The 13,514-nt window shown below is 72.9% G+C and carries 11 protein-coding genes and 1 pseudogene; 6 read left to right on the top strand and 6 right to left on the bottom strand.

What is annotated here, in order from left to right; genetic code table 11:
• Window positions 1-4 precede the first annotated feature (4 nt).
• The 6 genes from OHA19_RS35685 to OHA19_RS35660 form a co-directional block, all read right to left on the bottom strand.
• Window positions 5-790, bottom strand: coding sequence for an ABC transporter ATP-binding protein (locus OHA19_RS35685; protein WP_405709537.1), 786 nt, complete (start codon window positions 788-790; stop codon window positions 5-7).
• A complete protein-coding gene (locus OHA19_RS35680; protein WP_405753358.1) occupies window positions 787-1,716 on the bottom strand; it encodes a FecCD family ABC transporter permease in 930 nt (309 codons plus the stop codon). The genes OHA19_RS35685 and OHA19_RS35680 overlap by 4 nt, the downstream gene beginning before the upstream one ends.
• A 62-nt stretch (window positions 1,717-1,778) precedes the next feature.
• The gene (locus OHA19_RS35675; RefSeq protein WP_405709540.1) at window positions 1,779-2,801 is read right to left on the bottom strand and encodes a FecCD family ABC transporter permease; all 1,023 of its coding nucleotides are present in this window, start codon (window positions 2,799-2,801) and stop codon (window positions 1,779-1,781) included.
• Entirely contained in the window at window positions 2,798-3,796 is a 999-nt protein-coding gene (locus OHA19_RS35670) for an ABC transporter substrate-binding protein (protein WP_405752908.1), read from the bottom strand. The genes OHA19_RS35675 and OHA19_RS35670 overlap by 4 nt, the downstream gene beginning before the upstream one ends.
• A gap of 104 nt (window positions 3,797-3,900) precedes the next feature.
• Window positions 3,901-4,752, bottom strand: coding sequence for a siderophore-interacting protein (locus OHA19_RS35665; protein ID WP_405752905.1), 852 nt, complete (start codon window positions 4,750-4,752; stop codon window positions 3,901-3,903).
• Window positions 4,749-4,988, bottom strand: coding sequence for a phosphopantetheine-binding protein (locus tag OHA19_RS35660; RefSeq protein WP_405709549.1), 240 nt, complete (start codon window positions 4,986-4,988; stop codon window positions 4,749-4,751). The genes OHA19_RS35665 and OHA19_RS35660 overlap by 4 nt, the downstream gene beginning before the upstream one ends.
• A 309-nt stretch (window positions 4,989-5,297) precedes the next feature.
• Between OHA19_RS35660 and OHA19_RS35655 the strand changes: the two genes are divergently transcribed.
• The 6 genes and pseudogenes from OHA19_RS35655 to OHA19_RS35630 all read left to right on the top strand — a co-directional run bounded on the left by OHA19_RS35655 (window position 5,298) and on the right by OHA19_RS35630 (window position 13,489).
• Window positions 5,298-6,140, top strand: a complete 843-nt coding sequence (locus OHA19_RS35655; RefSeq protein ID WP_405709552.1) for a 2,3-dihydro-2,3-dihydroxybenzoate dehydrogenase — start codon at window positions 5,298-5,300, stop codon at window positions 6,138-6,140.
• Between the two features lie 62 nt (window positions 6,141-6,202).
• Window positions 6,203-7,408: an isochorismate synthase DhbC gene (gene dhbC, locus OHA19_RS35650; RefSeq protein WP_405709555.1), complete on the top strand. Its 1,206-nt coding sequence runs from the start codon at window positions 6,203-6,205 to the stop codon at window positions 7,406-7,408.
• The gene (locus OHA19_RS35645; RefSeq protein ID WP_405709558.1) at window positions 7,405-9,042 is read left to right on the top strand and encodes a (2,3-dihydroxybenzoyl)adenylate synthase; all 1,638 of its coding nucleotides are present in this window, start codon (window positions 7,405-7,407) and stop codon (window positions 9,040-9,042) included. Before dhbC ends, OHA19_RS35645 begins: the two co-directional genes overlap by 4 nt.
• 68 nt (window positions 9,043-9,110) lie before the next feature.
• Window positions 9,111-9,795, top strand: a pseudogene (locus OHA19_RS35640) (isochorismatase family protein).
• 38 nt (window positions 9,796-9,833) lie between these two features.
• Window positions 9,834-11,918, top strand: a complete 2,085-nt coding sequence (locus tag OHA19_RS35635; RefSeq protein WP_405752903.1) for a DUF4139 domain-containing protein — start codon at window positions 9,834-9,836, stop codon at window positions 11,916-11,918.
• Between the two features lie 8 nt (window positions 11,919-11,926).
• On the top strand, window positions 11,927-13,489 hold the full coding sequence (locus OHA19_RS35630; RefSeq protein ID WP_405709567.1) for a DUF4139 domain-containing protein: 1,563 nt from the start codon (window positions 11,927-11,929) through the stop codon (window positions 13,487-13,489).
• The last annotated feature ends 25 nt before the right edge of the window (window positions 13,490-13,514 follow it).

Raw genomic sequence — 13,514 nt, 5'->3', positions numbered from 1 at the left:
CAACTTACTCTCCTGGAAGTGTGGGAACGACCATCGGTGTGCCGGTCACCGGGTCGGGGACGATAACGCTCGGCAGGTCGAAGACCTCCTTGATCAGCGCGGCGTCCACGACGTCCCCGGGGTCGCCCTCGGCGACCACGCGGCCGTCCTTCATGGCGATCAGGTGATCGGCGAACCGGCATGCCTGGTTGATGTCGTGCAGGACCGCGACCACCGTGCGGCCCTCGTCGCGCAGCCGGGCCAGCAGGCCGAGCAGTTGGTACTGGTGGGTGATGTCCAGGAAGGACGTCGGTTCGTCGAGCAGCAGGTACGGCGTCTGCTGGGCGAGCACCATGGCCATCCACACCCGCTGGCGCTGTCCGCCGGACAGTTCCCGCACCGGCCGGCCGGCCAGGTCGCCGACGCCGGCGGCGGCCATCGCCCCGTCGACCGCCTTCTCGTCGTCCGGCGACCACAGGGCCAGCATCGACTGGTGCGGGAACCGCCCCCGGCCCACCAGTTGCCGGACCTTGATGTCGTCGGGTGCCAGCGGGTCCTGCGGCAGGAAGCCGAGCTGCTTGGCCAGTGCCTTGGTGGCGTAGCGGCCGACCTCGCGGCCGTCGAGTTCCACCTGCCCGGAGTCCGGGCGCAGCAGTCGGACCAGCGCGCTCAACAGGGTTGACTTCCCACAGGCGTTGGGGCCGACGATGGCGGTGAACGCGCCGTCGGGGATGTCGATGCTGAGCCGGGTGGAAACGACCCGGTCTCCGTAGCGCAGGGTCGTTTCCCGCGCCGTCAGGCGTGCGGTCACGCGCGCCTCACCTCCTTGGTCAGCAGCCAGATCAGGTAGCAGCCGCCGATCGCTGTGCTCACCACGCCGACGGGCAGTGCGACGGGCGCCAGCAGCATCTGGGCGATCAGGTCGGCGCCCAGGAGCAGTACGGCTCCGGTCAGTGCGGCCGGGAGCAGCGGTACTCCGGCCGCGCCCGCGAGCCTGCGGCCGATCTGCGGGGCGGCCAGCGCGATGAAGGCGATGGGGCCGGCCACCGCGGTCACCGTGGCCGTGCAGCCGACGCCGGCCAGCACCATGAGCAGCCGCAGCCGGTCGAGTCCGACGCCGGTGGTCACCGCGACCGCGTCGCCGAGCGACGCCTGGTGCATGGCGTGCGCCCGCGAGGCCATCAGGGCCAGCAGCACGGCGATCACCGTGAAGGGAATCCCCAGGTCGGCCCAGCCCACTCCGTTGAGCGAGCCCGCGCTCCAGCCGACGGCGGCGATCGCCACCTCCAGCTCGGCACGCAGCACGATCCAGGAGTTGACCGCGGTCACCATCGCGTTGAAGGCGATGCCGATGACCACCAACCGCAGCCCGGAGAAGCCTCGTTCGAACGACAGCAGGTAGATGGCGGCCGCGACGGCCAGCCCGCCGAGCACCGATCCCACGGCGAGTTGCGCGGAGGTGCCCGAGAGTACGGTCATGGCGATCAGGGCGCCGGTGTAGGCGCCCGCGTCGAGGCCGATGACGTCCGGGCTGCCCATCGGGTTGCGGGTGAGGTTCTGGAAGACCGCCCCCGCCACACCGAGCGCGGCGCCGAAGACCAGCCCGGCCAGCACGCGCGGCAGCCGCCAGTCCCGGATCACCACGGAGTGGTCCGCCCCGGTCAGCGCGGCGAACACCTCGCCGGGAGTGGACCATGACGCCCCGTAACACAGCCCGAGCAGACCCAGGCCCAGCATCAGGGGGACCAGCACGGCACAGAGCAGCAGGGTGCGGCGTTCGGCCTTCGGTACGAGTACGGTCACAGCGACCCCGCCCCGTATCGGCGTACAGCCCAGATGAGCATGGGTCCGCCTAGGAACGCGGTCACGATGGCCACCGGCACCTCACCGGTGGGCAGCAGCACGCGCGAGCCGATGTCGGCGACCAGCAGCAGGATCGGCCCCAGCACCATCGTGTAGAGGATCAGCCACGGCACCGAGCCCGCCGCCGGCCTGCGCGCCAGGTGCGGCACGATCAGCCCGACGAAGAGGATCGGCCCGGCGACCGCCGTCGCCGCCCCGCTGAGCACGGTGATCAGCACCAGGGCGGCGGCCCGTACCCGGCCCACGCCCGCACCGAGTGTGTGCGCGACGTTCTCCCCCAGCGTCAGGGCGTTGAGTGCCCGGCTCAACAGCAGCGCACCGATCAGCGCAACGGCGATCGCGGCCAACGGCAGGGCCAGCGGCGCCTGTTCGCGGGCCGCCAGCGACCCGACCGACCAGAACCGGTAGGTGTCGAAGACGTCCGGGAGCATCAGCCGCATGCCCAGCGCCACGCCGCTCAGCACCGCGGTCAGTGCCACGCCGGTGAGCACCAGGCGCAGCGGTGAGCGCCGCCCGACGGCGGCAACCAGCAGCGCCGCCAGTACGGAGCCGGTGACCGCGAAGCCGAGTTCGCCCGCCTGCCCGGTGGCCAGGCCGAGCGCCGAGCCGACGGTGATGGCGAACCCGGCGCCCGCGGTGACCCCGAGGATGCCGGGCTCGGCCAGCGGGTTGCGGGCCAGCGTCTGGATCAGTGCGCCGGCCACCGCGAGCGCGGCGCCCACCGCGATGGCCAGCAGCGAGCGCGGCGCCCGGACGTCCCGCACGATCACGTGGTCGTCGGTGCCCCGGAAGTCCAGCAGGGCCCGCACGACCTCGGCGGGCGGGACGTGGCGGGCCCCGACGCCCATGCTGAGCACGGCGACCGCCGCCAGCAGCACCAGTGCGCCGACGAGCAGGCCGGTCTTCGGCACGGCCCGCCCGGTTCTCGCCGCCCGGGACGCGCGGCCCGCGACGGTCACCGGTTCAGCAACCCGGCGAGCGACTTGTCGATCGCGTCCAGGGTCTGCATGGCCTGCCCGTAGGTCGCGGCCTCGGTGTAGCGGAGCGGGAATGCCTTCCCGGCCTTGACGGCGGGCAGGTTCTTCCACAGCTTCGAGTCCATGACGTACTCGACCGCCTCGGGGACGCTGCCGTCGGCGTTGACGGAATAGGTCATGGCATCGGCCTCGCCGAACGCGGCCGGGAGTTCCTCGATGGACGGGTACTCGCTGACCGCGCGCGAACCGGGGCCGGGTTCCTTGACCTTGCCGTAGTACGTCGCGCCCATGTCCTCGACGATGTTGGTGCCCCACGAGCCGTTGAACTCGCGCTGGAAGGTTCCCTTGGCGACCTCGCCGTACGAGCCGACGTGGCCCAGCTTGAGCTCGGGCAGCACGTCCTTGTACTTCTCGGCCAGTTCGGCGGCCTTGGCCTCGTACTCGTCCTTCGCGGCGTCGAACTGCTTGAGCGAGCCCGCGGCGTCGGACTGCTTGCGGGACAGCTCGCGCCAGGCGGACGGCACGGTCGGGCCGATCGCCACGACCGGGGCGATCGACTCCAGCCGCTTGACGTCGATGTCGCCGAGCACGGGGGCGGGCACGCCGATGACGATCAGGTCGGGGTCGGCCTCGGCGACGGCCTCGTAGTTGGTCTCGGCCGCCTGCTCCCCCGCCACCTTGGGGAGCTTCTTGTACTCGGCCAGGTCCTCCTTGGACATCATCGGCTCGCCGCGCTTCCACGACGAGATCCCGACCAGCGGTGCGTCGGCCTCGATGAGGGCGGGCACGGCGTAGCCGGTGGCCACCACACGCTTCGGGGCGGCCGGGATGGTGATCTTGCCGTTGTCCGCGGCGAACACCCGGGTGCCTCCCTTGTCCGAGGCCTCCGACCCGCTCTGCGACGAGAAACCGCAGCCGGTCAGGATCAGGGCCAGCGAAGCGGCTCCGACCAGGACGGACGATCTGCGTATGGACATGAATTGCTCCTTGTTGCTCAGGTGAGGCGCACCTTGTTCGATGGCCTTTGGGTCACGACGAAGCAGAGGGCGGCGTCGCGCCCGCCCCCTGCGCCGGCTGTCGGTCAGTGGTCGTCCTCGTCGAAGTCGGCGACGCCGCGCTTCCAGTACCCGGTGATGTCGCTGTCGGCCTTCTCCAGCCGCAGCTCGTCGCGGGCCCAGCGGCGCAGCGGCTTGACCTGCCCCGCCTCGCCCGCGGCCCAGACGTACACCCGCTCCCCCTCGGGCACGGTCACCGCGGACACGGCCCGCGCCAGCGCGTCGCCGGTTCCGGCCGGCCGGTCACCGCGGCGCAGCCAGCACACCTCCACGCCCTCGGGCGCGCAGAGCTCGATCTCCTGTGTGGCATCGGCGACTTCGACGAACGCCCAGCCCTTCGCGCTCCTGGGCAGTTCCTCCAGCCGGCGCGCGATCGCGGGCAGGGCCGTGATGTCGCCCGCGAGCAGGTAGCGGTCGTAGGTGTCCGGGACGATCAGCCCGCCGGGCGGCCCGGCGACATGCATGATGTCGCCGGGCCGGGCCGCACGCGCCCAGTCCGAGGCAAGACCGCCGCCGTGCGGGGCGACATCGATATCGATCTCGCCCGCGACCGGGTCGTAGCGGCGCACGGTGTACTCCCGCGAGACGAGCACCGGCCGCGGCCAGCGCAGCATCGCCCCGTTCCGCTCGGGCAGCCGCAGTGAGCCGTCCAAATCCGGGAAGATCAGTTTCACGTGTTCGTCCGGCGCGTGGGCCTCGAAGCCCTCGGTGCCGGGCCCGCCCAGGGTCACCCGCAGCAGACCGGTGCCGACCATGGCGGTGCGTACGACCTCGGTGGCCCGGATGCCGATCGGGTAGCCCACCTTCTCGGCGTGAAGGCCCGCCCGGACCTCCGCGATCCGCTCCAGGTGCCGGTGCCGGTGGTCGATCCGGCTCATGCGGCACCACCCGTCAACAGCTCGGTCCAGTGCCCCAGTTCGGGCTGCTCGGCCAGGTCGGCGAAGTCCAGCGCGGCCGCTCCCGCGGCACGCCAGCGGTCGACCAGGACCATGATCCGCACCGAGTCCAGGCCGAGGTCGACGAGGTTCTCCTCGGGCGCGATCCCGGCCGGGTCGCAGTCGAGCAGCTCCGCGACGTCCGCGCGGACGCGTTCGGGCGACAGGGTCTGGTTCATCGGGTTGCTCCTGCGGGGGTGGGTGCCGGCAGCGCGGTCGACGCGTCGGCGGTGATGGGTACGGCGCCATGGCACGGGCGACGTCCGCGCACGCCCGGTCATGGCGTTCGCGGGTGGATTCGGCGGCCTCGCCGGCCACCCGGGCGGCGGCGCGAGCCTGTTCGCCACGGTTCTTGACGAGTCGCGCCGGAGGACCGGCGACCCGCTCAAACTAAGGCAAGGCTAACCTAATTTACAAGCGTCGAACACGGAGACCTCCGCGCTCAAGTTAGGTTACCCTTACCTAACTTTCCCGAACGGAGGTTGCTCATGCCTGAGCTCACGCCTGAGCACATACCGGGCAGAAGCGGCGAGTTCGACGGCCGTACTGTCCTGGTGACCGGTGCCGCACAAGGCATCGGGGCGGCCGTCGCCGAGCTGTTCGCCACCCTCGGCGCCCGCGTGGCCGCCACCGACCGCGCGCAGGAGCCCATCGACGCCCTGGCCTCGCGGTGGAACCGGCGGCAGGCGGAGAAACCGGAGAACGAGCGCCCGGCCGGCCGCCTGGAGCCGTACGCGATGGACGTCACCGACCGGCCCTCGGTGGAGCGCGCCGTGGCCCGGACCGAGCGCGAACTCGGTCCCATCGAGGTACTCGTGAACGTCGCGGGCATCCTGCGTTCCGGATCCGCCACCGAACTCCGCGCCGAGGACTGGTCGGACACCTTCGCGGTGAACACCGACGGCGTCCTCCACACCGCGCAGACCGTCGCACCGCTGATGGCAGGCCGGGGCAACGGCTGTGTCATCACCGTCGGTTCCAACGCCGCCGGGATCCCCCGCACCGGCATGGCCGCCTACGCCGCGTCGAAGGCCGCGGCGGCCATGTTCACCAAATGCCTGGGCCTCGAACTCGCCCGCAGCGGCGTACGGTGCAACGTCGTCGCACCCGGGTCCACCGACACCGCGATGCAACGCGCCCTGTGGACCGGCTCCGACGCCGGACAGCGCGTCATCGACGGAGACCCGGCGACCTACCGCACCGGCATCCCGCTGGGCCGGATCGCCGCCCCCGAGGACATCGCCGACGCCGTCGCGTTCCTCGCCTCGGACCGCGCCCGCCACATCACCATGCAGGAGCTGTACGTCGACGGCGGCGCGACCCTGCGCTGAACCACCCGCAGCTCCCGACCCCCTCCGGCAGAACCATCGAGAATATCGAGAATGGAGTCACCGTGTCGACGGCTTCCCAGGTCGCCACGCACCTACCCCCGGCCGATCCGGCCCACCCGGCCGTAGGTGCCGCCACCTCGCTCCTGGACTCCTACACTCCGGGCGACCACTTCCTCGCCACCCCGGGCCGCACCCTGCTGGCCCGCGGTGCGGCACGCCCCGTGCCGCACGACGCGCGGCCCCTGGACGAGCGGGTGAACGCCACCCTGGCCGAGGCCGCCGCGGCCGGGCAGGAATCGCCCGTGGTCATCGGCGCCATCCCGTTCGACCACGAGGCACCGGCCGCCCTGAGCGTGCCGGCGGCACCGCGCATCGCGCCCCCGCTCGCCTCCGACCCCCTGATCGCCCTGCCCGCCGGCACGACCGGCTCGGCGGACTGGCGGATACGCCCGGTACCCGGACCCGAGGTCTACGGAGCGGGCGTCGCCTCGGCCGTGCAGCGCATGTGGCGCGGGGAGTTCAGCAAGGTGGTGCTCGCCCGCACCCTCGAACTCACCTCCCCCGCCCCGCTCGACCTGCCCGGGATGCTCCAGCGCCTGGCCCGTCGCGATCCCACCGGCCACACCTTCGCTCTGCCCGCCGGGGCCGGACGCACCCTCATCGGTGCCAGTCCGGAACTGCTGGTCTCCCGGCAGGGACAGCGGGTGGTCGCCAATCCGCTCGCCGGGTCCACCCCGCGCAGCGGCGACCTGGCCGAGGACGTCCGCCGTGCCGCCGCGCTGCTGGAGTCCGCGAAGGACCTGCACGAACACGCCGTCGTGGTGGACGCCGTCCACCAGGCCCTGGCCCCGCACTGCACGGAGCTGACCGTCCCCGACCGGCCGACGCTGATCCGCACCGCCACCATGTGGCACCTGTCCACCACGGTCACCGGCACGCTCGCCTCCCCCGACGTCTCGGCCCTGGCTCTCGCCTGCGCCCTGCACCCGACCCCGGCCGTGTGCGGCACCCCCACCACGACAGCCCGGCGCATCATCGCGGAGACCGAGCCGTTCGACCGTGGCTTCTTCACCGGGATGGTGGGCTGGGGCGACGCCCGGGGCGACGGCGAGTGGGTCGTCACGATCCGCTGCGCCGAGGCCGGGGAACGCACGCTGCGCCTCTACGCGGGCGCCGGCATCGTGGCGGCGTCCGTGCCCGAGGCGGAGACCGCCGAGACGGCGGCCAAGTTCCGTACCTTCCTCAGCGCCGTGGGGGCCCAGCTGTGAGCCCGCACTCCACACCCACCTGGCCGTCCGAATTCGCCGAGCGGTACCGGGCCGCGGGCTGGTGGCGCGGCGAGACGTTCGGCGCCATGCTCCGGGAACGCGCCGAGGCGCACCCGGACCGGATCGCCGTGGTCGACCCCGTCGCGGAAATCCGGTGGAGCTACGCGGAACTGGACCGGCGCGCCGACCGGCTGGCCGCGGGCTTCCTCGCCCGTGACATCACCAAGGGCGACCGGGTGGTGGTGCAACTGCCCAATATCGCGGAGTTCTTCGAGGTCGTCTTCGCACTGTTCCGGATCGGTGCGCTGCCCGTCTTCGCACTGCCGGCCCACCGCGAGACGGAGGTCTCGTACTTCTGCGAGTTCACCGAGGCGGTCGCGTACGTCGTCGCGGCGGAACACGGCGGCTACGACTACCGCGAACTGGCGGCGCGCGCCCGCGCCGGTGCGGCCCCGCTACGGCACGTGTTCGTCGCCGCCGGGGACCCGGGCGAGTTCGAGGCGCTCTCCGACGTGGCCCAGGACCCGGTCGGTCACGGTGCGCCGCGCCCGGACGACCTGGCCTTCCTCCAGCTCTCCGGCGGCAGCACCGGCGTACCGAAACTGATTCCGCGCACCCACGACGACTACATCTACTCGCTCCGCGGCTCCAACGAGATCTGCGGGGTGGACGAGAACAGCGTCTACCTCTGTGCACTGCCCGCGGCCCACAACTTCCCGCTCTCCTCACCCGGTTCGCTCGGCACGCTCTACGCCGGAGGCCGCGTCGTGCTGTGCCCGCAGCCCTCCCCCGAGGTGGCCTTCCCGCTGATCGAGCGGGAGGGGGTCACCATCACCGGGCTGGTCCCGCCGCTGGCCCTGCTGTGGATCCGGGCGGCCACCGTCACCGCGCACGACCTCAGCAGTCTCGAAGTCCTGCTGGTGGGTGGGGCGAAGTTCAGCGAGGAGGCCGCGCGGCGGGTCCGGCCGGCGCTCGGCTGCACCTTGCAGCAGGTCTTCGGCATGGCCGAGGGCCTGGTCAACTACACCCGGCTGGACGACCCGGTCGAGGTGATCGTCACCACCCAGGGGCGGCCCATCTCACCGGACGACGAGATCCTGGTCGTCGACGACGAGGACCAGGAGGTCGCACCGGGTGAAACGGGCCACCTGCTGACCCGTGGGCCCTACACGATCCGCGGCTACTGGCGGGCGCCGGAACACAACGCCCGCTCGTTCACCGAGGACGGCTTCTACCGCACCGGCGATGTCGTCCGGACCACCCCGAGCGGCCACATCGTCGTCGAGGGCCGCGCCAAGGACCAGATCAACCGGGGCGGCGAGAAGATCGCCGCCGAGGAGGTGGAGAACCACATCCTCGCCCACCCCTGCGTCCACGACGCCAACGTGGTGGCCGAGCCGGATCCGTACCTGGGCGAACGCACCTGCGCGTACGTGCTCCTGCGCCCGGGCGCGGTTCCGCCGAAGCCGGTGGACATCAAGCGGTTCGTACGTGCACGGGGGCTGGCCGCGTACAAGGTGCCGGACCGGGTCGAGTTCGTGGACACGTTCCCTCAGACCGGAGTCGGAAAGATCTCCAAGAAGGCGCTACGGACCGCCGCGGCCCGGAACGCACCCGTGTCTCCGCCGGCCTGACCCTCCCCGGAACCCTCCGCCGGCCCGACCCTCCCGAGAACCCCTGCCCTGAACGGAATCCCCGCACCATGGCCCTCCCCGCCATCGCCCCGTACCCCATGCCCGCCACCGACGAACTGCCCGCCAACCGGGTCGAGTGGACCGTCGACCCGTCACGCGCAGTGCTCCTCGTCCACGATCTGCAGAACCACTTCCTCTCGGCCTACGATCCCTCCGCCGCACCGATCCCCGAACTTCTGTCACACGTGGCCGAGTTGAAGAAGAAGGCGGCACGCCTCGGCATCCCGGTGCTCTACACCGCGCAAACCCGGCGGCCAGAGCCCGCAAGAGCGCGGACTGCAACAGGACTTCTGGGGCCCGGGCCTGCCGGCCGAACCGCATGCCGCCGCGATCGCGGCGGCCGTCGCACCCGACGAGGGCGACACGGTGCTCACCAAGTGGAAGTACAGCGCCTTCGTCCGCACCGACCTCCTGGAACGCCTGCGCGAGCAGGGCCGCGACCAGATCGTCATCACCGGCGTCTACGCCCACATCGGCGTCCTCATGACCGCGTGCGACGCCTGGATGCAGGACATCCAGGCGTTCGTGGTGGCCGACGCGGTGGCCGACTTCTCCGCCGAGGACCACGCGATGGCCCTGCGCTGGGCAGCCGGCAGATGCGCCGTCGTCACGAGCGCCCGTGCGGTCTTCGAAGGAGACCGGTCGGCACCGTCCTCCGGATACGGCGCGGACGCGCGGACCGGCGCGGCGTAAGCTGCGTTCGACATGGACACGGCGGGGGGGCGCAGCACATGACGGATGAACCGGCACAGAGGTGGGGCTCGACCCTCGATTCGGTCGTGGTGTACGCGCAGGGCGCGATCTGCAGGCGCGTGGCCCGGGGCAGTGTGTCGCCCGACGGCCGGGTGCGGGTGACGGGGCTGCCCCGCTCGCTGGACCCGGGCTCGCTGCGGGCCGGCGTCCTGGGCTCCCCCGGGGTGCGCGTCACCGAGGCCCGGGTGGAAATCGAGGCCGAGCCGGTCGGCTCTCATGCGCCCGACGAGTTGCGGCGCGAGGTCGAGCGGCTGAGCGACGAGCACGCGGCCGCAATGGGACGCCGGGACCGGCAGCTGAGCCTGATCGAGGAGGTCAAGGCTCTCCACCCGGTTCCGCCTGCCCGCAGGCGGGACGATCCGCACCGCCGCACCCCGGTCGACGCCTGGCTGGAGCTCGCCGGCTTCGTGGACGAACGGCTGGCGGGGCTGCACAATCGGCTCGTCGAGCTGGAGGAGGCGCTGCGCAACGTCGAGCACGAGCTCGACGGCGCCGCCGACAGGCTCGCGCGGGCCTCCACCGACGCGCCGTCGGCGCACGTGGAGACCACGGTCTGCGCGGTACTGACCCTCGTCGGCGCCGATACCGGCACCGGTGGCGCGGAGGTTGAGGTGGAGCTGGAGTACGGGGTGCCGGGCGCCGTCTGGACGCCGGCCTACCGTCTCGGTCACCGTCACGGCGAAGGCCGCGGCCGTCTGATGCTGCGCGCCTCGGTCGCCCAGCGGACCGGCGAGGACTGGACCGGGGTGCGCATCGCCCTGGCCACCGCCGATCTCCGGCGCCGCACCGACCTGCCGAGGCTCCGCTCGATCCGGATCGGACGCAGCCAGCCCGCACCCGCGCCCTCCGGCTGGCGCGAGCCCCCGGCCGGGCTCGTCGACCTGTTCTCCGGGTACGACTCGGCAGGTCCCGGCCCGGCCCCGGCCTCCGCAGCCGCGGCTCTCGTGGGCGGCTACGCCCCCGCGGCCGCCGCGGCCGAGCCGGCTCTGCCACCGCCGCCTCCCCCTCCGCCGGCCCCGCAGGGCTACGGCGCTCCCCCGGCCGCGTTCCCGGCGCCCGGCGGCGCTCCCACGGAGGCCTTCGGCGGCGGGATGCCCGCCCCCGCGCAGCCGGCCGGTGCCCGGCCCCGTTCCGCCGGCAGGTCCTTCGCGGGTGCCCCCGGCGCGATGATGCCCGCGGCTCCCGGTGGGGCCGTGCCGACGCTCCCTCCGGCACCGGCAGCCGGTCCGCCGCAGCCGAGCGGCGCCGAACTCGACTACGACGGACTCGTCCTGTGCGGCCCCGAGGAGACGGGCGGTCGCAGGGGCCGGCTGTTTCCCGGCTCCGCCTTCGACCCGGTGGCGGCCGAGTACCGCCGCCGCGCAGAGGCGGTGGCCGCGCTGCCGCTGCCCGGTCAGGCCGTGCGGCCCCGTGAGTCGGCGGGTTCCTTCGACCACCGCTTCGATGCCACCGCTCGCTCCGACATTCCGTCGGACGGCACCTGGCACACCGTCACCGTCGGCGAGATCCCGGTCGGTCTGCGTACCGAGTACCTCTGTGTGCCGTCAGTGGAGCAGACCGTGTACGCGACGCTGGTGCTCTCCAACTCCACCGACCAGGCGCTGCTGGCCGGCCCGGTGGAGATCACCGTCGACGACGACTACCTGCTGACGACGGCGCTGCCCACGCTCGCACCCGGCGGGGTACGCCGGGTGGGGCTCGGGCCGGCCGAGGGCATCCGGGTCACCCGCCGTACGAACCTGCACGAGTCCACCTCGGGCCTGCGCAACAACACCACCGTGCTCGACCACCGCGTCCATGTGGAGCTGGCCAACGGGCTCGCGAGCCCCGTCACCGTGGAGGTCCGCGAGCGGGTGCCGGTCTCCTCCGAGCCGGACGTCCGGATCGAGGAACGGGCCGACTGGACGGCGCCCGAGGAAGGCACCGGGCCCGACCGAGACGCACCGGGCACCCGCGTCTGGCGGCTCGATCTGCCCGCAGGCGCCACCGCCGCCCTGGACGGCGGTTACGAGATACGCATCCCGACCGGCAAGGCCCTGGTCGGCGGCAACCGCAGGAGCTGACACACACCATGTCCACGGCCCCGAAGCCGATCGCCCTCCCCGTCACCGCCGTCACCTGTCTCGAGGACCGCGCCCACGTCGAGCGCGCAGTCGTGCTCGACCTGGCGGCCGGGGTCCAGCGGCTGCGTCTCGGGCCGGTCAGTGCGCTGGCCGTCGACCGGACACTCCATGCCGAGCTGACCGCCGAGCACCCCGCGACCGTGCTCGACGTACGGATCGTCCGCAGCTGGACGCCACGCGCGCCGCTGCCGCCCACCGGGGACGACTCCGCCTTGCGCCACCGCGTACACGACCTCGAAGAGGAGCGGCTGGCCCTGGGGCAGCGACGCGACCGGCTGAAGACCCGGCTCGACCTGCTCGGCCGCCTCGCCACCGATCTGCTGCGGGAAATCGGCGAGGGCGCCGGCTCCGGGGAGACCGAAGGGGCCCGCTGGGCCCGGGAACTGGACCGGGTGGACGCCGAGCGCGACGAGCACGGCGAGCAACTCCGCACCGCGGAGGCCCGGCTGACCGCCCTCGCCGCCGAACTCAGGGCAGCCGAGCGGGCCATGCAGCTCGCCGAGGAGGAGCCCGCCGAGCTGATCGGTCATGTCGAGCTGACCGTGGAGTCCGCGGTCGCCGGGCCGGCCGGACTGCGGCTGAGCCACCTCACCCCGTGCGCGCTGTGGCGCCCCGCCTACCGGGCCGTGCTCGACGGGGACTCCCTGACGCTGGAGACCGACGCGATGGTCTGGCAGCGCACCGGCGAGGACTGGTCGGACGTGCGGCTGACACTTTCGACGGCCCGCTCGGCGCCGGCCACCGTTCCGCCGCGGCTGAGCGAGGACCGGCTGACGCTCAAGGACCGCTCCGCGGCGGAGCGCCGCACGGTCGACGTCGAGCTGCGCGAGGAGGAGATCGGGATCCTCGGCCCGGCCCCGGTGCTCGGTCTGCCGGGGGTCGACGACGGCGGCGAGGCGCGGGTGCTGAGATCACCCGCGCCGGTCTCGGTGTCCGGTGACGGCCGCGCCCACCGGGTGCCGCTCTCCGCGTTCACCACGGCCGCGCCCAGCGAGTACGCCTGCTCACCGGAGTTGTCCCCACTGGTCACCCAGGTGGTGCGGTTCGACAACCTGTCCGGCCACGCGCTGCTCGCCGGGCCCGTGGACCTGGTGCGCGGCAGCGGCTTCAGCGGCCGCGGCACGCTGGTCTTCACCGCCCCCGGCGCCCCCGCCGAACTGGCCTTCGGCAGCTGCGACGACTACCGGGTGGTGCGGCATTCCGAGGAGTCCCGCGACTCCACCGGGATCACCCAGCGGACCGTGGTCACCCGCACGGTCCGGCTGCACCTGTCCCGCTTCTCCGCCCCGGGGGAGCAGGACGAGCGGGTGGTCGTCCTTCGGGAGCGGGTCCCGGTCTCCGAGGTCTCGGCGGTGGAGATCCGGCTGCGGAAGGGTTCGTGCTCCCCGGCGCCCGACGCGGTCGACGCGCAGGGCATCGCCCGCTGGGACGTCCCGCTCCCGCCCGGTGGCCGGCGCACGGTCACCCTGGTCTACGAGGTGTCGGCGAGCGCCAGGGTCACCGGGCTCTGAGTCCGGTGGACGGCTGCTCGCGATG

This window comes from Streptomyces sp. NBC_00012, assembly GCF_045040875.1.
Lineage (GTDB): Bacteria > Actinomycetota > Actinomycetes > Streptomycetales > Streptomycetaceae > Streptomyces.
The sequence above is the reverse complement of the archived record's forward strand: the minus strand, read 5'-3'. Positions and strand labels throughout refer to the sequence as shown.